Origin of the sequence: Enterococcus wangshanyuanii (assembly GCF_002197645.1) — a bacterium.
Taxonomy (GTDB): Bacteria; Bacillota; Bacilli; order Lactobacillales; family Enterococcaceae; genus Enterococcus_L; species Enterococcus_L wangshanyuanii.
The window spans coordinates 608,203-630,784 of sequence record NZ_CP021874.1; the positions used below are offsets into that span (position 1 = coordinate 608,203).

The window sequence follows — 22,582 nt, forward strand, 5'->3', positions numbered from 1 at the left end:
AAACAAGTGCAGCCTTTTAAAGAGTAATTATAGCATAAAAGAATGACTGTTAAGCCTTTTCAAGGGTACAATGTTTTTATTCTAATGCATAAGAATGAAAAATAAGCCAATCCTTCATAGAGATAGGTAAATACTTGCAAAATGATAGCCATATGAAAAAATATGAGCTATTATAAAATTACCAAGTCTCATAATAGAAAATGGAGGAATAGCTAATGACTCAAATTTTTCATTCAGTTACAGAATTAATCGGAAAGACACCCATTGTCAAGTTAGGTAAAATCGTTCCTGAAGATGCCGCAGATGTATTTGTGAAACTGGAATTCTTTAACCCCGGTGGAAGTGTCAAAGATCGGGTTGCACTTAGCATGATCGAAGCGGCTGAAAAAGATGGTCATTTAAAAAAAGGAGATACTATCGTAGAACCAACAAGTGGGAATACAGGTATCGGCTTATCGATGGTTGGTGCAGCCAAAGGCTATCAAGTGATCATTGTCATGCCTGATACAATGAGTATTGAACGCAGAAAGTTGATGCAGGCGTATGGTGCCCAGCTGCTATTGACTCCAGGAGCAGAAGGGATGAAAGGAGCTATTGCTAAAGCTTCTGAGTTAGCGGAGCAAGATGGTTATTTCATGCCGATGCAATTTGAAAACCCAGCAAATGCACAGACTCATGAGAAAACAACAGGAAAAGAAATTCAAGATGCTTTTGGCCCTTCTGGGTTAGATGCTTTTGTGGCAGGTGTCGGTACTGGCGGGACGATTACAGGTGTTGGAAAAGAGTTGAAACGTGTGTATCCAGCTATTTCTATCGTTGCAGTAGAGCCGTTAGAATCTCCTGTCTTAGAAGGTGGAAGTCCGTCTCCACATAAAATTCAAGGAATCGGCGCAGGTTTTGTACCGAAAATATTGGACACAGAAATTTATGAGCAAATTGCTGCTGTTCCAAGTGAAACGGCTATGGAAACAGCACGCCAGTTAGCCGTTCAAGAGGGCTTGTTAGTCGGTATTTCTGCTGGAGCTGCAGTTTATGCTGCGATTGAAAAAGCAAAAGAATTAGGTAAAGGAAAAAAAGTATTGACGGTTGTTCCAGATAATGGAGAACGTTACCTTTCAACTGCATTATACAATTTTTCTGAATGATTGATCATCTAAAGGAATAAACAAGTAAAACGGGCTGTGTCTATATATTTTGTCAAAAAGCGAGTATTATTTCTTTTTTATGTGGAAAATTGAAATAAAAGCGGGATTTTCCCGCTTTATTACTCGATTATTCTTGTCAAGTCAGATTAGAAATAGTATTATTTAAGAAAGAAGACTGGAGGGGAACAAAATGGACAATGTATTGGTTAAAAATGCACTTGAAGAGTTAAAAGAAGCCAATATCCGTATCACTCCTCAAAGATATGCGATTTTAGAATATCTAATTGAGAATCATAGTCATCCAACAGCTGACGAAATTTATCGTTCATTGGAAGATCGGTTTCCAAATATGAGCGTAGCGACCGTGTATAATAATTTACGATTATTTACAGATATCGGTTTCGTTCAAGAGATGAATTATGGGGATGCATCCAGCCGTTTTGATTTTAGTTCTAAAAAACATTATCATGCGATTTGTCAAAACTGTGGTAAAATCGTCGACTTTCATTATCCGGGATTAGAAGATGTTGAGATGGCTGCCAGTAAACTTACAGGCTTTGAAATCAATGAACACAGATTGGAACTATATGGTTTGTGTCCAGAGTGCCAAGCTGCTGAAAAGAAATGAGTGAAAAAGATGAGAGCAATACATACAGACAATGCACCTAAGGCGATTGGTCCATATGTTCAAGGGAACATCATCAACGGACTATTATTTGCTTCTGGTCAAGTACCTTTGGATCCCGTAACTGGGGAAGTGGTAGGGACTACGATAGAAGAACAGACGAAGCAAGTACTGAAAAATATTTCAGCGATTTTAGAAGAAGTAAAGAGTGATTTCGATCACGTTGTTAAAACAACATGCTTTTTGAAGAATATGGATGATTTTGCAGTATTCAATGAAGTCTATGCTTCTGCATTTACTTCACAATTACCAGCTCGCTCTGCAGTTGAAGTAGCCCGACTGCCCAAAGATGTTCTTATAGAAATAGAAATTATTGCAGCTGTTAATCAATAACATAGCGTTTTCACAAGTTGAGGATTTCTTGATCCTCAACTTTTTTTGTTGTTAAATCAATGATTTTTCTGAAATCTATTTAAATCATGCTGTGAAAATGATTAAATGAGCAAGAGTTTGTGAAAAAATATCTTTGTGATTCACAAGCAAAGAACTCGAAACTGGTTGTTCACTTTGTTATATTTTAAGTAGACCAGTGTAGAATAAAACATATATTGGTGAAAAATTTAACTTGAAAGAAGGGATTTACAAAATGAAAGTCGTAGTCGTAGGATGTACGCATGCAGGAACAGCTGCAGTCAAAAGTATTTTAACAAATCACCCAAATGCGGAGGTAACCGTTTATGAAAGAAATGATAATGTATCATTTTTATCATGCGGGATCGCTCTATATGTTGGTGGAGTAGTGAAGGAGGCTGACAGCTTATTTTATTCAAGTCCTGAAGAGCTAGCGTCACTAGGTGCTACAGTTAAGATGGAACATGAAGTCGAAATTATCGATGTTGAGCATAAAACGGTTACAGCTAAAGATTTAACTACTGGAAGTGTTGAAACAGTTTCATATGATAAATTAGTAATGACCACAGGTTCATGGCCAATTGTACCACCAATCAAGGGCATTGAAGCAGAAAATATTTTATTGTGTAAAAACTTTAATCAGGCAAATGTCATTATCGAACGTGCCAAAGAAGCGAAAAAAGTTGTTGTAGTTGGTGGAGGTTATATCGGAATCGAATTAGTTGAAGCTTTTGTAGAGTCTGGTAAAGAAGTCACGTTAATTGATGGTTTAGACCGTATTTTAAATAAATATTTGGACAAACCATTCACAGATGTTTTAGAAAAAGAGCTTGTCGATCGCGGTGTGACTTTAGCGTTGGGCGAAAATGTTCAAGAATTTCAAGCTGACGCAGCTGGTCATGTGAATAAAGTAATTACTCCTAGTCAAGAATTCGATGCTGACATGGTTATTATGTGTGTAGGTTTCAGTCCTAATACAACGTTGTTGAAAGATAAAGTTGATATGTTGCCTAATGGAGCCATCGTTGTAGATAAATTTATGCGTTCGAGCAACCCTGATATCCTTGCTGCAGGTGATAGTGCAGTTGTACACTATAATCCAAGCAATTCAACCAATTACATTCCTCTAGCAACGAATGCTGTTCGTCAAGGGATGCTTGTTGGGTACAATTTAGTTGAACAAAAGCTAGCTTATCGTGGGACTCAAGGAACATCTGGTTTATACTTATTCGGTTGGAAAATAGGTTCAACAGGGGTAACTTTAGAAAGTGCGAAAATGAACAATTTAGAAGTCGGCGCGACTTTGTTTGAAGATAACTATCGTCCAGAATTTATGCCAACAACTGAAAATGTTATGATGGAATTAGTTTACGAAAAAGGAACAAACCGAATTGTCGGAGGACAATTGATGTCTAAATATGATATTACACAGTCGGCCAATACGCTATCATTAGCTGTTCAAAACGAAATGACTGTTGAAGATCTTGCGTTATCTGATTTCTTCTTCCAGCCGCATTTTGATCGACCTTGGAACTATCTAAACTTATTAGCGCAAGCAGCATTAAAAGATCTCGCTAAAAATTAATGACACAAGCTAACTATATATTGAAATTTTGAAGTAAAAGTGTAGTATAGCCGTTTACTTCAAAAGGTGAAACAGCTTTCGATTTTACGATCTATTCAAATTTCTGATACTTGAGGTATGACTTAAAGAGTCATATTTCAAGTATCTTTTTTTCTGATTTTTTAGAGCTCGTTTTTTTGCTTTTTTTTGATTAGTTTGAGATGCTTTATCTATATAAGAAAGGGGCAATTAAATAAATGAAAAAATCAAAAGAATATATCCTACGAACAGCTTACGCTTTTTTAGGAGTAGCCATTTTGGCCTTTGGAGCAGCAACTTTACGTGTTGGAAAAGTCGGTCTGGATCCATATACAGCAGCGAATATTGGAATAGGTAAGAGCTTAGGTCTTTCTCTAGGTGTGTATCAGCTGATCGTGAATTGTGTCATTTTGGGGCTAGTATTCGTTTTCGGGAGGAAGTATATAGGGATTGGTACAGTTGTTAATATGGTTTTGACAGGTTTTTTTATCGATTTCTACACATGGGTTTATGAAACATATATCCCGTTGGAAATCACTCGCTTTGTCCAATTGATATTACTATTGATCGGTGTGATAGTTTTTACTTTCGGTGCGTCATTATATATGTCAGCTGAACTAGGAAATGCTCCTTATGATGCGATTGCTCCGATTATCGTAGATAGAACACATGGTTCTTATAAAATCATTCGAATTTCACAAGATGTCTTTTTCGTTTTATTAGCATTTATATTCAGCGGACCTGTTGGAATCGGTACAGTTATTAATGCTTTTTTGACTGGCCCATTAATCGATTTTTGGAACAATAAAGTTAGCTTACCACTAATTAAGAAAAGCGTGAACTCTTAACAGCTGAACTTTAAAAATTGATCATTTTAGTTGTTATTTTAATAAAACTAAAATGTAAGCGAATACAATTTGTGTTTCGTAAACGTCAATATTAATCAAATAATATCCAATCGTTTTTTTTATTATTTTTATTAAATAATGATTAGTATAGGAGATAGCAGTTAAACTTTGTTATATAAGCATTTATAAGATTTTTTTCTTCTCTTTTTCTTGTCTGTTTTTTTTATTATTAAAAAAAACGATGATTTTCAGTACATATTATTTCCAAAAATATTATAAAGGTTATAAAATCCTTTGGTAGAATCTTAAATAAATTTTTACGTTGCTCACAATTTATGAAGGGAGAGTGTCTTATAGGTTTTGGAAAGCTTCTAATTGTTTGTTTTGTGTTATTAAGTCTTATAAGTAAAGAGGAGGACAATCATGAAAAATGATAAGCAAAAAAAGAAAAGCACCGCAAAGTCAAAAAAGCAAAATAAATATCGTGCATTATCTTTAGTAATGACAAGTAGTTTAATCATTGCACCTTTGACTGTTCCATTGTCATTTTATCTACCAGGGGGAATCACAGCTTCAGCAGCGGTTTTAGATGCCGAGATCTTATCTAACATTTCTAGTTCAAACAACAGTGGAACAAATACGTCGAATCGTTGGGCTGCCGATGGTACTTCCAAAAATGTTGATTTTTCGATTTCTGGTAGTGAGCTAGTAGGTGCTTCAGTTGTTGCAGACGGAACGAAACAAGCAGTTTTAGCTATACCAAATGAATTACAAGGGCGTGTATCTCCTAATGGAGCAGCTCAAATCGATACAAATATAACATTAACAGTGGGAGACTTAACGTTTTTAACTGGGACCTTGGATGCAGTTAATCAATTATCCAATTTATTAACTGATATTGTTGATGGGTCACTTGGAAGTTTAACTGGGGTTACACTTGATTTAACAACGGTCAATCAAAAAATTGATGCTTTAAATAATTTAGAAAATTTTGGTAGTGCATCATTTACTAGTAATGCTGTATTATCGCCAGATGGATCATATATCAATGCGAACATTGATGACGGACTAGGATTAGTTCTAACACAAAATGTTTCAACCTTACTACAAGATTTGAAAGCAGCTGTAGCAGCATTAAACGCTACAGGAAGTGGTATTGCCAGCAATATCGTTGCAACAGCCATCAATACTGCATTGCTACCTGTGAAAGGCACTGTTAATACAGCTATCGATCTTGCTTTGCCGCTTGTTGGATTAGGTGGAGAAGGTGTTAATCAATTAGCCGATGCATCAGTTTTAGGCGGGACAGATATCAATATCCCAACAACGGTACTTAGCCCACAAGGTTTAACACAAAATCTAGATGCTAGATTTGTCGGAACAGTTGTCAAAGCAGATCTTATCGATGTCGCTTTGATCAAAACAGCAAATGGCGTATCTGATATTTACTACGCTGGAACTGCTGCAGCTGTTGCACCACCGGTTGTTACAAATACAACTGGAACCTCTGCAACAGGTTATACAGTTACAGGGACGGCCACTGCTGGAAATTCAATCGCTATCAGAAATGCAGGAGGAACAACAATCGGAACAGGAATTGTTGACGGAACTGGTAATTTCACAGTGACGATTCCTCAAGGAGCTGCGACTGCGAATGAATCATTGAATGCTATTGCCATCGACGGAACTGATGAAAGTACACCTACAGCCTTTACGACACCAGCTGATGCAGTAGTCGTCGCTCCACCAGTTGTTACAAGTACAACAGGAACTTCCTTGACTGGTTACACAGTTAAAGGGACTGCAACTGCTGGAAATACAGTCGATATTCGTAATGGAAGCGGCAATACTATCGCTTCTGGAGTCGTAGATGGAAACGGCGATTTCACGATCACTATTCCATTAGGTCAAGCGACTGCTGATGAGTCGTTAAATGCTGTTGCTAAGGACGGAGCAAATGAAAGTACACCGACTCCGTTTAAAACACCATTGGATGTTGCTTTAGTTTCACCACCAGTAGTAACTAGCACAACTGGCTCGTCCGCAACTGGCTATACAGTTAAAGGGACAGCTACTGCTGGAAACACAATAGATATTCGTAATCTTGGTGGCACGACGATCGGTACAGCTACAGCAGACGGAAATGGTGATTTCACTGTTACGATCCCTCAAGGAGCTGCATCAGCGAATGAAGCATTGACTGCCGTGGCGAAAGATGGAGCGAACGAAAGTTTACCAACAGCCTTTACGACACCAGCTGATGCAGTAGTAGTAGCACCTCCAGTTGTTACAAGTACAACCGGTAACTCAACTCTTGGCTATACAGTTAAAGGGACAGCGACAGCAGGTGATACAGTTGATATTCGTAATCTTGGCGGTACAACGATCGGTACAGCTACAGTAGACGAGAATGGCGATTTCACTGTTACGATTCCTCAAGGTCAAGCGACAGCACTTGAACCTTTGACTGCCGTAGCTAAAAACGGAGCGAACGAAAGTTTGCCAGTTGCATTCATTACACCCGCAGATCCAATCGTAGTTGTTGCACCTCCAATTGTGACGGATACGACAGGTACCGCTGCTACAGGCTATACAGTCAAAGGAACTGCTGAAGCAGGTGCTACGGTTGAAATCCATAATCTCGGTGGTACAATAATCGGTTCTGGCATTGCAGATGAAAATGGTGACTTCACGGTTACGATTCCTCAAGGCTAAGCAACAGCGAACGAAGCCTTAACCGCTATTGCTAAGATCGACGCTGATGAAAGTTTACCGACAGCATTTACAACACCAGCAGATCCAGTTTCAGTTACAGCACCGACCGTTGATACCGTGACTGGTACTTCATCTACAGGTTATACAGTGACAGGAACTGCCACTCCTGGTAATACAGTAGAAATCAAAAATACCGGTGGTACTGTTGTCGGTTCAACAATTGCTGACGGTAGCGGGAACTACACAGTCTTGATTCCAGTTGGATTAGCCGGAGCAAATCAACAACTTTCAGCAGTAGCTAAAGATTTAGATGGTAACCAAAGTTCTGCTACGCTATTCACTACTCCAGCAGATCCTGTATTTGTTACAGCGCCAACAGTGGATAATGTAACTGGTACTTCTTCTACTGGCTATACAGTAACTGGTACTGCGACTCCTGGTAATACAGTAGAAATCAAAAATACTGGCGGTACAGTGATCGGTACAACAATTACTGATTTGAGCGGGAATTACACGATAGTGATACCAGTTGGTTTAGCAACACCAAATCAACAGCTATCAGCAATTGCCAAAGACTTATTAGGTAATCAAAGTTCAGCTACACCATTTACAACACCAGCAGATCCAGTTGTCGTCACAGCGCCAACCGTTGATAACGTAACAGGAACATCAGCAACTGGCTATACAGTGACAGGAACTGCAACTCCTGGTAATACTATCGAAATCAAGAATACTGGCGGTACTATCATTGGCACTACTATCGTAGACGGCAGTGGCAATTACACAGTCTTGATTCCGGCAGGACAAGCAACACCGAACCAACAACTGAACGCTGTAGCAAAAGATTTAGATGGCAACCAAAGCCCAGCTACACCGTTTATAACACCTGCAGATCCGGTTGTTGTCACAGCACCAACCGTTGATAATGTAACAGGAACATCAGCAACTGGCTACACGGTGACAGGTAAAGCAACAGTCGGAAACACCGTTGAGATTAGAAATACTGGAGGAACAGTAATTGGTACAACGATCGCTGACCTGAATGGTGATTACACAATCAATCTTCCAATCGGTTCTGCAGTACCAAGTCAACAATTGAACGCTATAGCCAAAGATTTATTGGGCAATCAAAGTTCAGCGACACCATTTACGACACCAGCAGATCCAGTTGTTGTAACAGCACCAACTGTTGATAGCGTAACAGGTACTTCCTCTACTGGTTATACTGTAACTGGTACAGCGCCAGCAGACAGTACAGTAGAAGTGAGAAATACAGGAGGCACAGTAATAGGCACAGCAACAGCAGATGAAAATGGCGATTACACCGTTACAATCCCAGTAGGAGCAGCAGCACCAAGTGAACAATTAAATGCAGTTGCAAAAGATGCGGATGGTAACACAAGTCCTGCAACACCGTTTACGACACCAGCAGATCCAGTTGTCGTAACAGCGCCAACAGTGGATAATGTAACAGGTACTTCGTCTACCGGATATACGGTCACAGGTACGGCAACACCTGGAAACACTGTGGAAGTGAAAAATACCGGTGGCGTAGTGATCGGTTCAGGTTTAGCTGACGGCAGCGGCAATTACACAGTAACTCTACCAGTTGGAGCTGCTTTACCAAACGAACAATTAACTGCAATTGCAAAAGATGGCAGCGGCAACCAAAGTCCAGCGACACCATTTACGACACCAGCAGATCCAGTTATTGTAACAGCACCAACCGTTGATAGTGTCACAGGAGATTCATCTACTGGCTACACAGTGACAGGTACAGCACCAGCTGGCAGCACTGTAGAAATTACAAATGCCGGTGGTACGGTGATCGGCTCTGCAACAGCAGATGAAAATGGCGATTACACTGTAACAATTCCAGCAGGTTCTGCAGCACCGAATGAACAGTTGACTGCAACTGCTAAAGATGAGGATGGCAATTCAAGTCCAGGTACTTCGTTTACGACACCTGCAGATCCTGTAGTCATTGCAGCACCAACCGTTGATAGTGTTACAGGAACTTCTTCTACAGGCTATACAGTGACAGGAACAGCACCAGCTGGCAGCACTGTAGAAATCAAAAATAGTGGTGGTACAGTGATCGGTTCTGCAACAGCAGATGAAAATGGCGATTACACTGTAACGATTCCAGCAGGCTCTGCAACACCAAACGAACAATTGACTGCAACAGCGAAAGATGCCGATGGTAACACAAGTCCGGGTACTACATTTACGACACCTGCAGATCCTGTAAATGTCCTTGCACCGACTGTTGAGACAGTAACTGGTAGTTCAACTTCGGGGTATACAGTGACTGGTAAAGCTACAGCAGAAAACACAGTAGAAATTCGTAATACTGATGGAACTGTGTTGGGAACAGATGTAGCGGATTCTAATGGCGATTACACAATTGTACTCCCAGTAGGAGCTGCATCTGCTAGAGAACACTTGAATGCTGTAGCGAAAGATGGGGCTGGTAATACAAGTTCGGCTACACCATTTACAACGCCGGCAGACCCTAAAATAAATGTTGCTCCGCCGATCATCTTAGATGTAGAAGGAACTTCGCTTACTGGATACACAGTTTTCGGTAAAACGACGTTTGGAAATAAAGTTGAAATCTACAATGCAGATGGTGACCTATTAGGTCAAGCAACTGCAGATGGAGAACTTCCAACAACTACTAATGCTAGAGCAGCAGAGGCAGAGGGTAGCTTCACAATTACTATCCCAATGGGAATGGCCTCTCCAAATGAACAGTTGACTTCAATTGCAAAAGATAGCGCAAATAACGAAAGTGTTCCTACGTTGTTTGAATTACCTGCAGATCCTGGTGCAACTGTTTCCGCACCAATCGTTAATAGTGTGACTGGAACATCAACAACTGGTTATACAGTAACTGGAACAGCTGACCCTGGCAACACTGTCAATTTATATAGTGATGAAGGTATGTTGGTAGGTGCCGGCCAAGTTGATGAAAATGGCAATTACACAATCGCTATCCCTAAAGGTATGGTATCACCTAGAGAAACAGATACAGCCGTTGCTTTTGACGAAAATGGGAACCAAAGCTTACCAACTGAATTCCTAATCCCAGTTGATCCTGGATCAGGAAATGGTAACGGGAATGGTAATAACAACAATGGCAACGGAAATGGTACTGGTACTGGTACTGGCAATAACGGCTTAAACAATAACGGTTCTGGATTGAAGAATCTAAGCTCAGGCACAAGAAAAGATCTCCCTAACAATGGTGAAATCGTTAATAACTGGGGCTTAGTAGGTGCATTATTATTAGGTGCACTAGGAATCTTTGGTCTTAACCGTAGAAACAAAAAAGAAGAAGAATAAATAAAGTATTTATTTATACTTCCATAAGTTACATGAGATGAAGAGAAACTCTTCATCTCATGTTTTTTCTATTTGATTTTCAATAAGCTTCTGATTTTTGAAATAGTGTTGAAATAAGAAAGCATAGATCATTTATCTCAATGAAAGCTCAGTTAAAAAGTGATGCTGATCAATAAGTATCTTTCTTTATATCTATTTATAGCGTAGAATAGATTTACATAATAAGAAAGGGAGGAATATGTGTATGCCGATCCGAGTGCCAAAAGAACTACCAGCTATCAAAGTTTTAGAGAAAGAGAACATTTTTGTAATGGATGAAGATCGCGCCATGCACCAAGATATTCGTCCGTTGCAGCTTCTTATTTTGAATTTAATGCCAAAAAAAGATGAAACAGAAGTGCAATTATTACGTTTATTGAGTAATACACCGCTACAGATCAATGTGGACTTTTTGCACATGAGTAGTCATAGAGCAAAAAACACCTCCAAAGATCACTTAAAACGTTTTTACCATCGATTTGACGAGGTCCAGGAAAATTATTATGATGGATTAATCATTACCGGAGCGCCTGTTGAGCAATTGCCTTTTGAAGAGGTAGATTACTGGCCGGAGTTGTCAGATATTTTTAAATGGAGTAAAACCCATGTTTTTTCGACGTTTCATATTTGCTGGGGCGCGCAAGCAGGTCTCTATTATCATCATAAAATCAATAAACATCAATTAGCTCAAAAAATATCTGGGATTTATTTGCACGATGTTCTTGATAGTGCCTGGAGTATTTTAAAGGGATTTGATGATGTTTTTTTTGCACCTCATTCCCGGTATACTACCGTTCAAAAAGCAGATATTGAAGCAACTGCAGAGCTTGACATTTTGGCGGAATCACAGGAAGCCGGCATTTTTTTAGTAGGGAATAAAAACAATCGTGCTTTCTACGCAATGGGACATTTAGAATATGATAGAGAGACACTAGAGCAAGAATTTAAACGGGATTTAGAGAAGGGGATCGACCCAGAGGTTCCAGCACATTATTTCCCGGATAACGACCAAGAAAAGACGCCTCAATTACGTTGGCACATGGCTGCCTCTCTGCTTTTTTCCAACTGGCTAAACTATGCAGTCTATCAAAATACGCCTTACGATTTAACTTCTTTATCCAAAGAACAAAATCAACTATAAAACAACAACTAGAAATCAATGGGAAGGATATCTTTTCATCGATTTCTAGTTGTTTCTATTTAAGAAGACGATAATTTTATTATGTTAACTGATTTTAGTTTTATTCTCAATTAATATCACTTAATTGAGAATGTATTCATAAATCACTTGTTTTCTAAGGTGAGTATATGATACTATTTATTATATAATAAATAGTATTGGAGGAATAGAAGTATGAAAGTTATCGTTTTAGGTTCATCTCATGGAGGTTATGAAGCAGTAGAGGAGTTATTGATCTCACATCCAGATGCAGAGATTCAATGGTACGAAAAAGGAGATTTTATTTCTTTTCTCTCTTGCGGGATGCAGCTTTATCTAGAAGGAAAGGTTAAAGATGTCAATTCAGTCCGTTACATGACTGCAGAGGGCATGGAGAGTAGAGGAGTCAATGTTTTTTCAAACACAGAGATTACTGCGATTAATCCGGAAGCACATAATGTTACTGTAAAAGATTTAGTCACTGGAACTGAACGTACTGAGGACTATGACAAACTTATTATCAGTCCCGGAGCTGTTCCATTTGAGTTGGATCTCCCAGGTAAAGACTTGGAGAATATCTATTTGATGCGCGGCAGAAAATGGGCCATCAAACTAAAACAAAAAACAGTAGATCCAGAAGTAAATAATGTTGTTGTCATTGGTAGTGGCTATATCGGAATTGAAGCAGCAGAATCATTTGCAAAAGCTGGGAAAAACGTAACAGTGATCGATATTTTAGATCGACCATTAGGTGTTTATCTTGATAAAGAATTTACAGATGTATTGACTGAAGAAATGGAAGCGAACAATATTAAAGTTGTAACTAACGAAACCGTTCAAAGCTATAAAGGCGATGGACATGTTCAAAAAGTTGTGACAGATAAGGGCGAATATGCTGCTGATCTAGTAGTTGTAGCGGTCGGTGTTCGTCCGAATACAGGTTGGCTAGAGGATACACTTGAGCTTCATCCTAATGGATTGATCAAGACAGATGAGTACATGCAGACAAGTGCTCCGGATGTATTTGCTGTTGGTGACGCAACCTTGATCAAATACAATCCTGGACAAACAGAGGTAAATATTGCGTTAGCTACGAATGCTAGAAAACAAGGTCGCTTTGCAGTGAAAAACTTAGAGGCTCCTATAAAACCATTCCCAGGAATTCAAGGTTCATCAGGACTAGCCGTATTTGATTATAAATTTGCTTCAACTGGTATCAATGAAGAAATGGCCAAAAAACTAAATAAACAAACAAAATCAGCATTAGTTGTTGAAGATTATTTAATGGACTTTAACCCGGATAAGCAAAAAGCATGGTTCAAGCTAGTTTACGATCCGGAAACGACACAAATTTTAGGCGCACAATTGATGTCCAAAGCTGATTTAACAGCAAATATCAATGCCATTTCATTAGCGATCAAAGCAAAAATGACGATCGAAGATTTAGCTTATGCAGATTTCTTCTTCCAACCTTCATTTGATAAACCTTGGAATATTATCAACACAGCAGCGCTAGAAGCAATGAAAAACGAAAGATAATAGCAGTAAAATAAAAAAACTGGAGCACAACTTTAAAAAGTTTTGTTTCAGTTTTTTTATTTTATACTAAACACCTGATCTAGGTTGTTTTAGTTGACGAGTTTCATTATAATTAAGTAGTTCTAATAAAAAGACTTTTTAATTTTGTTGAAATATCACTAATTTCCGAAAAGACTTTTTCTGAAAAGTCAGACAATTTTAAAAGATTGACTCATAATTTATAGAAGTAAGGAGTGCGAAATTTGATTACTAAAACAGCCTTAAGTCAAAAAGGTGATTATTGGATGAATATCACAACTGATGAGAAAGAAACACTAACAAAATTTTATCAGGAATATAAAATCGATGAAGAAATCGTCGCCTATTCATTAGATAAAAATGAACGAGCGCATTTAGATTACGATAAGAATACGAATACGTTCGTACTTATTTTTAATGTACCTAAGCTAGAAAAAATCGATGATCATTATGAAACAGTTCCAATGACTTTTATTGTTAAAGATACAAATTTAATTACAGTGACGAATAAAACGAATCATTATGTATTTTATGAAATGAAGAAATATTTGGAAAAAGATCTAAATACGACGATTTTTAGCTTCTTATTTGGTAGCTTATTTACATTGGTTGATTTGTTTTTTCCGTATGTAGAAGAGATGAATAGCGATCGAAAATTGATCAATAATAAACTGAAAGATAAGACAACGAAACAAAATCTTTTGTTACTATCGGATCTGGAAACTGGTATTGTTTATTTTGTGTCAGCATCAAAACAAAATGTTATGCTGCTGGAGCAAGTTAAAGCACATTATATTTATCGATTACTTAACGAGGAAGAGAAAGAGGAGCTAGAAGACGTATTGATCGAAGCGAAGCAACTCGTTGAAATGACGCAGCTATCTTCACAAATTTTACAACAATTATCCGGAACGTATAACAATGTACTGAACAATAATTTGAATGATACAATGAAGATTTTAACTGTATTATCGATATTACTGACTATTCCTACAATTATTACCGGTTTTTTTGGTATGAATATGCCTTTGCCTTTAGAACATAATGTTTTTGGATGGCTGATCACGATCTTGATTAGCGTGGCGTTATGGTTCGGTTTATCATTGATTTTACGAAGATTGATGAAATAATAGTAGGTTAAAAAGAAGGAGGATCAATAGTACATTGTTGATCGTCTTTCTTTTTTGCTTGATCTTAAACGACAGTTAATGGGAAATGGCTACAAGCTGATATCGATTAAAAAGGTATTTGAAGGTCGTATTTCATTTAATTAAAACTACTTTGTATAATGTATATTATGTTAACTAGAATAAGTTAAAAAAAGTTGATAACGTTTTTCGTACCTTCCTCCCTTGTTTTATCCGCTTAATCTTCTGCGTGATTCTTTCAACCTATTCTATATACTTTAGAGATAAAAAATAGCTATAAACCTTATAAGTTTATAGCTAGCTTCTCGTTTATGTTCCTTGTTTCATTATAGGATTGGTGACAATAATCTTGAGAAATTTTGTTTAAATCGTAACCAATGTGATTGCTCTTTGATCATTTCATCCGTTAGTAAAATACTTTGTTCGATGTCTTCTTTAAATAATTGAGTGAGTTTCCAAGAGAACTTCGTGTCATAGATAAATGTGCTTACTTCAAAATTTAATGCATAGCTTCTAATATCTTGATTTGTGGTGCCGACCATACAGATTTCATTGTCGATGATCATCGTTTTTGCATGTAAAAAGCCGTTTTGGTATAGATAAATTTTTATACCGCGTTTATGCAGATAATTTGCATAGTACTGAGTTGCGCGGTAAATAAACGGATGATCTGGCATACATGGGATCATGATACGTACATCGATTCCAGATCGAACAGCAATCAACAGTGCATTGATCATACTGTCATCAGGAATTAAATAAGGCGTTTGGATCCAGACAGATTTTTCGGCTGCTAAAATCATTTTTATAAATCCGCTTTTTAGAATCTCTTCTTCTGAATCCGGTCCATCAGAAACGATTTGCAAGGATAGATCTTCTAATTGATCATCCGCAGAGAATTGAAAATACTTGTCTAAATAGTCCATTTTCTTCGTGTCATCTGTAACAGACGCATTCCAATCCATGATAAAAATTTCCTGAAGAGAAAAAACTGAAGAACCGACAATTCGAATATGTGTATCTCGCCAGTAACCAAATTTTTTACTTTCTCCTAGGTGCTGATCACCGACATTAAAACCGCCTGTCCAGCCGATCTTTCCATCGATTACGACGATTTTTCTGTGTAAATGATAATTTAGTCTAGTCTTACTGATCATATTTTTAGAGGTAATAAAAGGTGCAACGTTCCCACCGGCAGCAACAAAGGAAGCAAAGAACTTTTTATTAGCGCCAGGCGAGCCCCATGGGTCATAAATCAAATAAACCTCTATCCCCTCTTTTACTTTTTCCTCCAATAGATCAAGAAACCTATTACCGATCTTATCGTTAAAAAAAGAATAATATTCGACATGGACAGTTTCTTTTGCATTACGGATATCATCAAATAGAGCTTCAAATTTTTCCTTACCATCCGTATAAAGCTCTATACTGTTACGCTTGCTTAGAGGAGAAGAATCCATATTTCTGAAATAACGATTAAGGACCCGAGCATCAGTTAATAAATTAATATTTAATCCGCTATCGGCTTTTAAATTATCTTTATCAACAATTTTTTTGATTTCTGCTATTTTCTGATTATCATAGTCAGTTAATTGAAATACTTTTTGCCCATTGATCCCTCTACCACAAAAGAGATAGATAATAAAGCCGATACCTGGTAAAAAAAGTAAAGTCATGATCCAGGCCAAAACACTCGAAATACTTCGTGGCTTTCTAAATACTGTAATAAGTGCTGCTGTCGTATTCAATACAAATAAACCCACAAGTATAAGGATAAAAATTCTCATTTCATTTCTCCCTTAAACACATAATATATTGATTATAGCAAAAACTATCCCTCACTCCAACATATAACTCTCTAATTTTTCATAATCGTTTTTGACTAAATTAAAGCGTAAATTTTTCGCTTTAATTTTGTTTAGCCTATTTAATTTCAGTCGATAGTGTACTATAATATGCAGATATCTTTAATTGAAAAGAGGAATTAGTAGGAATGGATATCAAGATGCTTGCAACTATTTTTTTTGTGAATTTTTCGTATATTACATTGAATACCATTCGCTTTATGCTGACAATGAAAGGGTATCGGTTGATTGCCCCGTTAGTTAGTATGGCAGAGATCACCATTTATGTTTTAGGCTTAAGCATGGTGTTGAATCGTTTGGATGAGCCGATCAATCTAATTGTTTATGCTCTAGGATATGCTGTCGGAATCAGTGTTGGAATCAAAATTGAAGACTATTTAGCTTTAGGCTATATCATGGTTACTGCGATCTTACCTTCCTCTACTGAACAACTGAACTTACCGGAAACATTAAGAGAAAATGGATATGGCGTAACTCAAAGTTTTGGTATTGGTCGCGAAGGCGAACGAATGATTCTTGAAATTCTTTCGCCTCGTAAAAATGAACGGAGCTTGTATAAACTGATCAACGAAAAAGAACCTAGAGCGTTTATCATTTCTTATGAACCCAAGTTTATTTCAGGTGGTTTCTGGACTAAAAAAGTACGGAAACGAAATAGTTAACTAAAAAAGAGCAGTATCTAACTTACTTTAGACGCTGCTCTTTTAGCTAAGTTGTTTTTAAGTTTACATAACATATTTATTGGTAACTTAGTATGCGAAATAATGCAAAACATCAGTATTAGGAAAATAATAATGAAACAACTGAGAGTATAGTTGTTTTTTATAAAACACTCGTTCATTGTTATCTTCAATACCTTCCCAAAGCGGAGATAGCAATTTTTTGAGTGTGTTTATCTCGTCTACTTCCGATAAATTGTCGTTTTCTAAAATCGGTGACGTCAATGAAAAGGTTGTATCTGAAGTCTTTTCTAGATCGTTGGTGACTAAAAGTGCCTCCTGAAAAATATTTCTTTTCAGTTGTCTGGACGTAGCTCTTTTACTAGAACGTATGACTTTTAAAGCTTGAGTGATGAAATAATCAATGTCAACATCACCGATTAGTCGCTCAAGTGGTTTAAATGTATCTGGCAAAGCAGCTCTCTTAGTGAGTAGAGAAAAATAATCGGCCAAAGAAAGCGGAAAGGTATCTTCTAAATGAAGAGCAATAAATCGTAACTTTTCATTCCCCTCTTCTACTCTTTTCACAAAAGTAGTAGACGTTTCAGCTGTTTTTATACCAAAAAAATAGTCCGTATCATCATCAAAGAATAATGACCACAAGATCTCCCCAAAAAACGGTTCTTGACTGCTCGTTTTTTTCATTGATTCATCCAGAAATATTTGAGTAGAAGCTGGGATCTTTAGCCGCTTTTCCTGAGAAAAAATGGGTATGGATAAATAGTAGCGTCGATTTTTCCTTTGGATTATTCCATGACTAATCATCTGTTCTAAATAGAGTTCTAAATTTTCTGTCGTTGGTATAGCAGTCTTTAATTGTCGTAAAATAGGTTCTTGTTCCTGATTGCCTATCAAATACGTCATGATTTGTTCAAATAATGGTTCTGAGATCAATTTATCTAATTGTGCGGCTCGCTCTCTTTTATAATAGTAGATTACCTTTTCCAAAGCTCGACCTCGCTTTCTTTTTTTCATAAGAAAAAGCTTAGAAAATAACCCGAAGAGTTATGTCCCAAGCTTTTCGACTAACATATTCAGCTTAACTAAATACTTCAGTTAATTGAGGAACTACTTGTTTTTTACGTGAAACGACACCATTTAAAAATGCGCGGTTATTATCTAGAGTTACATTGAAAGCAGATTCTACCTTATCCAGTGAATCACCAATGACTAGCAACTCAGAATCGCTATTCAAAATATCTGTAATAATTAGAACGAATAAATCGTACCCATTCGTTGCATTTTCATTTTTCATAGCCGCTTCCAGCTCTTCCTGGCGGTCTAATACTTCATTTAGGTCAACTGTATTCACTTGAGCGATTCGAACGTTTTTAGAGCCCATTGGGAAGCTTTTTGCATCTAAGTCCAATAAGACCTCAGCTGATTTATCGCTTAGATTCGTTCCAGCTTTTAACATATCTAGTCCATAGCCATTCAAATTGATTTCTGCGATATCTGCCAGTTCATGAGCTGCATCGATATCTTCTTGAGTACAAGTTGGTGATTTAAATAGTAACGTATCAGAGATGATCGCAGAGACCATCATTCCTGCGATTTGTTTCGGTACAACAATATTATTTTCTTTAAACAACTTCAAAACGATCGTACTTGTACAGCCGACAGGTTCTGCACGATAATATAATGGATCAGCTGTCTCGAAGTTTGCGATACGATGGTGATCAACAACAGCTAAAATCGTTACATCTGCAATATCTGAAACGCTTTGCTGAAATTCATTGTGATCGACTAACATTACTTGATTCGTTTCTTCAGAAACGCTCTCGATCACTCGAGGTGCGTCAACGTTAAAATAGTCTAAAGCATATTGTGTCTCTTCACTTGGTGCACCTAAAGCTACCGCTTCAGTATCCTTTCCAAGTTCCTTTTGTAAATAAGCAAAACTGATCGCTGCACCGATTGCATCAGTATCAGGATTTTTGTGTCCAAAAACAAGAATTTTTGACATTATAAGGGTTCACTCCTTCTTTTTTCTTCATTATTAATAATAACAAAAAATAGAAAAGAAACAACAATATTTGCTGCACTTTTCTATTTTTGATACTTATCTGCTTGCATATCCTTGATAGTCCGCAACATGTAGTAGTTTTTTTGCGTTCGTCACGCGGTCTTCTGTTGGAGGATCGATCCCTTTTAAAGGGTAATCCAAGCCTAATTCGTCCCATTTATATTTACCCATCACATGATAAGGTAAAACTTCAACCTTATCAACGTTTTTAAGTGTCTTGATAAAAGAATCTAGACGAACTAAATATTCATCATAATCACTACGTTCAGGAACTAATACGTGTCTGATCCAAACGGGCTTCCCTATTTCTGAAAGATACTGAGCCATCTCAAGAATATTTTCATTACCTAAGGATGTTAATAGCTTGTGTTGTTCATTGTCGATATGCTTGATATCGAATAATAATAAATCAGTATAGTTCATTAGTTCTTGAAATTGGCTGAAAAATGGCTCTTCTCTTGTGAAAGGTTTCCCACAAGTGTCGATCGTTGTATGTATGCCTTTGTCTTTTGCTTTTTTAAATAAGTCTGTTAGAAATTCAAGCTGTAGTAATGGTTCGCCACCACTGACAGTGATTCCGCCTTTTTCGCCCCAATAAGAACGATACTTGATCGCTTCTTCTAATACTTCATCTGTTGTGACTTCGCGGCCGCCTGAGCCTATTTTCCATGTATCAGGGTTGTGGCAAAATTGACAACGCATACGGCACCCTTGTGTAAATACGATGAAGCGGACACCAGGTCCATCAACCGTTCCAAAATTTTCTGTAGAATGGATTCTACCAATTACAGGTGTCGTCATTTCGATTCCTCATTTCTTTTTTAGAAAAAAGGGATGACACGAGGTCACCCCTTCAATTGTATGTTCTTACAGTCTGTCGTGTGAAGTTCTAGAAATAACGTCTGCTTGTTGCTCAGGAGTTAAGTCACGGAATTTCACGGCATATCCAGATACACGGATCGTTAAGTTCGGATATTTTTCTGGATGTGCTTGTGCATCTAAAAGTAATTCATTTGTGAATACGTTAACGTTCAAGTGGTAACCACCTTTATCAAAGTAGCCGTCCATTACGTTACGTAGATTGTCGATTCTTGTTTCATCATCTTTACCTAAACCGTTAGGGTTGATTGTTTGTGTATTAGAAATACCATCCAATGCACTTGTGTATTCAAGTCTAGCAGTTGAGTTAAGTGAAGCTAAAAGACCATTTTTCTCACCTAAGAATTTTCCGTCTTGGTAACTTGGGTTAGCACCTGGTGCCAATGGTTTACCTGCACGACGGCCATCTGGTAAGTTACCAGTTGCTTTACCATAAACAACATTAGAAGTAATTGTTAATAATGATGTCGTTGGTTTCGCATTGCGGTATGTGTGTTGACGTCTGATTTGTGTCATAAAGTATTCAAGGATCCAGTTAGCCATTGCATCTGCTTCTTCATTATCGTTACCATAAGTTGGGAACTCATTTTGAGGAACATAGTCAATTGCTAAGCCATCTTCGTCACGAATTACTTGTACATTACCATGTTTGATCGCCATAACTGAGTCAGCAGCATGTGAAATCCCTGCAATACCAGTTGCGAATGTACGTTGTAAGTTACTTTCCATGAAGGCTAATTGTGCTGCTTCATATGAGTATTTATCATGCATGTAGTGAATAACATTCAATGTATTTACATATAATTCAGCTAACCAATCCATGATATCTTTGTAACGGTCGATAAATTCGTTGTAGTCTAAAGTATCGCCAGTCATTGGACGGAATTTAGGAGCAACTTGCATTTTTGTTTTTTCGTCTACCCCACCGTTGATCGCGTAAAGCACAGCTTTTGCTAAGTTTGCACGAGCGCCGAAGAATTGCATATCTTTACCCATAACTGTTGCAGACACACAACAAGCGATCGCACAGTCATCTGATCCCCAGTTAGCGCGTAATAGATCATCATTTTCAAATTGGATCGAAGAGCTTTGTTTTGCAATTTTAGATGCAAATGTTCTGAATCCAACTGGTAAATGAGATGAATACAATACAGTCAAGTTTGGTTCTGGTGATGGTCCCATGTTTGTTAAAGTATGCAAGATACGGAAATCATTTTTAGTTACTAATGAACGTCCGTCTAAGCCCATACCAGCGATCGATAACGTCGCCCAGATTGGATAACCAGAGAATAATTGGTTGTATTCAGGTGTACGGGCAAATTTAACCATACGTAGTTTCATGATCAAGTGATCGATCATTTCTTGTGCTTCAAATTCAGTGATCAATCCTGCTTCTAAATCACGTTGGATATAGATATCTAGGAATGCAGAGATACGTCCGATAGACATTGCTGCTCCATTTTGTGATTTGATCGCACCAAGGTAACCAAAGTATAACCATTGAATTGCTTCTTTAGCATTTGCTGCTGGTTTAGAAATATCAAAACCGTAAGTTGAAGCCATTTCTTTAAGATCAGCCATTGCTCTGATTTGTTCAGAGATTTCTTCTCTTAAACGGATAACATCGTCAGTCATTACTTTGTTTCCTGTATTACTTAAGTCTTTTTTCTTCTCAGCGATCAAGAAGTCCATTCCGTATAAAGCAATACGACGGTAATCACCGATGATACGTCCACGTCCGTAAGCATCTGGAAGACCTGTGATGATTTTGTTTTTACGAGCTGATCTCATTTCTGGTGTATAAGCATCGAAAACACCTTGGTTGTGTGTTTTTCTCCACTCAGTAAAGATTTTAGACATTTCAGCGTCTACTTCGTAACCATTTGAAGTTAGTGAGTTGTTTGCCATGTTGATACCGCCAAATGGCATGAATGCTTGTTTCAATGGTACGTCAGTTTGTAGACCTACGATTGTTTCTTCTTCTTTGATTAGATAACCAGGTTCATGAGAAGTGATTGTTGCAGGAATATTATTGTCCATGTCATACACGCCATTTTGTTCATGCTGTACTTCAAATAATTCCTGTAATTTTGTCCATAATTTGTCTGTGCTTGGTGCGATCGGTTCTAGGAAAGAGTCATCACCTGTATACTCAGTATAGTTTCTTTGAATGAAATCACGTGTATCTACTGATGTTTTCCACTTGTCGCCTTTAAAGCCTTTCCATTGCTCCATTGATGGGCCTCCTTAGTATGCTGTTGATTACTGTAACAGCTTTATGTGATTAGTATAACACATCGCGATTTTTATGCAAGCCTTTCCTTATTATATTTTGAGCTAAATCGCTATTTTTTTTAATAAAATGATTATAAACGTTGATTTAAAGGCTTTTTATATTTGTGATACGTTTAACGAACTAGAATTAGTTTTATATAAAAAGTAAGAAATCTGTAATATAAAAAACCGAAACTGTACTAATACAGTTTCGGTTTTCC

At 37.5% G+C, this 22,582-nt stretch carries 16 protein-coding genes; 11 read left to right on the forward strand and 5 right to left on the reverse strand.

The window, feature by feature from the left end; genetic code table 11:
* Positions 1-215: 215 nt before the first annotated feature.
* The 10 genes from cysK (at position 216) to CC204_RS02925 (ending at position 14,580) form a co-directional block, all read left to right on the forward strand.
* Positions 216-1,145, forward strand: a complete 930-nt coding sequence (gene cysK / locus CC204_RS02885; protein ID WP_088268733.1) for a cysteine synthase A — start codon at positions 216-218, stop codon at positions 1,143-1,145.
* Positions 1,146-1,335: 190 nt separating this feature from the next.
* The gene (perR, locus tag CC204_RS02890) at positions 1,336-1,773 is read left to right on the forward strand and encodes a peroxide-responsive transcriptional repressor PerR (RefSeq protein WP_088268734.1); all 438 of its coding nucleotides are present in this window, start codon (positions 1,336-1,338) and stop codon (positions 1,771-1,773) included.
* Between the two features lie 9 nt (positions 1,774-1,782).
* The gene (locus CC204_RS02895) at positions 1,783-2,163 is read left to right on the forward strand and encodes a RidA family protein (RefSeq protein ID WP_088268735.1); all 381 of its coding nucleotides are present in this window, start codon (positions 1,783-1,785) and stop codon (positions 2,161-2,163) included.
* Positions 2,164-2,416: 253 nt separating this feature from the next.
* The gene (locus CC204_RS02900) at positions 2,417-3,766 is read left to right on the forward strand and encodes an NADH oxidase (protein ID WP_088268736.1); all 1,350 of its coding nucleotides are present in this window, start codon (positions 2,417-2,419) and stop codon (positions 3,764-3,766) included.
* A 236-nt stretch (positions 3,767-4,002) separates the two neighbouring features.
* Positions 4,003-4,632: a YczE/YyaS/YitT family protein gene (locus CC204_RS02905; RefSeq protein ID WP_088268737.1), complete on the forward strand. Its 630-nt coding sequence runs from the start codon at positions 4,003-4,005 to the stop codon at positions 4,630-4,632.
* A 423-nt stretch (positions 4,633-5,055) separates the two neighbouring features.
* A complete protein-coding gene (locus CC204_RS21940; RefSeq protein ID WP_227011222.1) occupies positions 5,056-7,347 on the forward strand; it encodes an adhesive domain-containing protein in 2,292 nt (763 codons plus the stop codon).
* A gap of 117 nt (positions 7,348-7,464) precedes the next feature.
* Entirely contained in the window at positions 7,465-10,695 is a 3,231-nt protein-coding gene (locus tag CC204_RS21945; RefSeq protein WP_229677485.1) for an Ig-like domain-containing protein, read from the forward strand.
* Between the two features lie 244 nt (positions 10,696-10,939).
* On the forward strand, positions 10,940-11,875 hold the full coding sequence (metA, locus tag CC204_RS02915) for a homoserine O-acetyltransferase MetA (RefSeq protein ID WP_088268738.1): 936 nt from the start codon (positions 10,940-10,942) through the stop codon (positions 11,873-11,875).
* A gap of 213 nt (positions 11,876-12,088) precedes the next feature.
* Complete coding sequence (locus CC204_RS02920; RefSeq protein ID WP_088268739.1) at positions 12,089-13,432, forward strand: FAD-dependent oxidoreductase; 1,344 nt, start codon at positions 12,089-12,091, stop codon at positions 13,430-13,432.
* A 242-nt stretch (positions 13,433-13,674) separates the two neighbouring features.
* The gene (locus CC204_RS02925) at positions 13,675-14,580 is read left to right on the forward strand and encodes a magnesium transporter CorA family protein (protein ID WP_373285295.1); all 906 of its coding nucleotides are present in this window, start codon (positions 13,675-13,677) and stop codon (positions 14,578-14,580) included.
* A gap of 344 nt (positions 14,581-14,924) precedes the next feature.
* Here CC204_RS02925 and cls read toward each other — a convergent pair whose 3' ends face one another.
* Entirely contained in the window at positions 14,925-16,385 is a 1,461-nt protein-coding gene (gene cls, locus CC204_RS02930; RefSeq protein ID WP_088268740.1) for a cardiolipin synthase, read from the reverse strand.
* A gap of 206 nt (positions 16,386-16,591) precedes the next feature.
* Here cls and CC204_RS02935 point away from each other — a divergent pair, with 206 nt between their 5' ends.
* Positions 16,592-17,125 (forward strand): DUF2179 domain-containing protein, encoded by a 534-nt coding sequence (locus tag CC204_RS02935; RefSeq protein ID WP_088268741.1) that lies wholly within the window; start codon positions 16,592-16,594, stop codon positions 17,123-17,125.
* An 87-nt stretch (positions 17,126-17,212) separates the two neighbouring features.
* Here CC204_RS02935 and CC204_RS02940 read toward each other — a convergent pair whose 3' ends face one another.
* The 4 genes from CC204_RS02940 to pflB form a co-directional block, all read right to left on the reverse strand.
* Positions 17,213-18,130, reverse strand: a complete 918-nt coding sequence (locus CC204_RS02940; RefSeq protein ID WP_227011223.1) for a DUF1803 domain-containing protein — start codon at positions 18,128-18,130, stop codon at positions 17,213-17,215.
* A gap of 91 nt (positions 18,131-18,221) precedes the next feature.
* Positions 18,222-19,148 (reverse strand): manganese-dependent inorganic pyrophosphatase, encoded by a 927-nt coding sequence (locus CC204_RS02945; protein ID WP_088268743.1) that lies wholly within the window; start codon positions 19,146-19,148, stop codon positions 18,222-18,224.
* 96 nt (positions 19,149-19,244) lie between these two features.
* Complete coding sequence (gene pflA, locus CC204_RS02950; RefSeq protein WP_088268744.1) at positions 19,245-20,009, reverse strand: pyruvate formate-lyase-activating protein; 765 nt, start codon at positions 20,007-20,009, stop codon at positions 19,245-19,247.
* 66 nt (positions 20,010-20,075) lie between these two features.
* Entirely contained in the window at positions 20,076-22,322 is a 2,247-nt protein-coding gene (pflB, locus tag CC204_RS02955) for a formate C-acetyltransferase (protein ID WP_088268745.1), read from the reverse strand.
* Between the last annotated feature and the right edge of the window lie 260 nt (positions 22,323-22,582).

Excerpts from the sequence above, each read along its gene's own strand:
- cysK (WP_088268733.1), top strand. The coding sequence starts at position 216 with ATGACTCAAATTTTTCATTCAGTTACAGAATTAATCGGAAAGACACCC.
- perR (WP_088268734.1), top strand. The coding sequence starts at position 1,336 with ATGGACAATGTATTGGTTAAAAATGCACTTGAAGAGTTAAAAGAAGCC.
- CC204_RS02895 (WP_088268735.1), top strand. The coding sequence starts at position 1,783 with ATGAGAGCAATACATACAGACAATGCACCTAAGGCGATTGGTCCATAT.
- CC204_RS02900 (WP_088268736.1), top strand. The coding sequence starts at position 2,417 with ATGAAAGTCGTAGTCGTAGGATGTACGCATGCAGGAACAGCTGCAGTC.
- CC204_RS02905 (WP_088268737.1), top strand. The coding sequence starts at position 4,003 with ATGAAAAAATCAAAAGAATATATCCTACGAACAGCTTACGCTTTTTTA.
- CC204_RS21940 (WP_227011222.1), top strand. The coding sequence starts at position 5,056 with ATGAAAAATGATAAGCAAAAAAAGAAAAGCACCGCAAAGTCAAAAAAG.
- metA (WP_088268738.1), top strand. The coding sequence starts at position 10,940 with ATGCCGATCCGAGTGCCAAAAGAACTACCAGCTATCAAAGTTTTAGAG.
- CC204_RS02920 (WP_088268739.1), top strand. The coding sequence starts at position 12,089 with ATGAAAGTTATCGTTTTAGGTTCATCTCATGGAGGTTATGAAGCAGTA.
- cls (WP_088268740.1), bottom strand. The coding sequence starts at position 16,385 with ATGAGAATTTTTATCCTTATACTTGTGGGTTTATTTGTATTGAATACG.
- CC204_RS02935 (WP_088268741.1), top strand. The coding sequence starts at position 16,592 with ATGGATATCAAGATGCTTGCAACTATTTTTTTTGTGAATTTTTCGTAT.
- CC204_RS02945 (WP_088268743.1), bottom strand. The coding sequence starts at position 19,148 with ATGTCAAAAATTCTTGTTTTTGGACACAAAAATCCTGATACTGATGCA.
- pflA (WP_088268744.1), bottom strand. The coding sequence starts at position 20,009 with ATGACGACACCTGTAATTGGTAGAATCCATTCTACAGAAAATTTTGGA.
- pflB (WP_088268745.1), bottom strand. The coding sequence starts at position 22,322 with ATGGAGCAATGGAAAGGCTTTAAAGGCGACAAGTGGAAAACATCAGTA.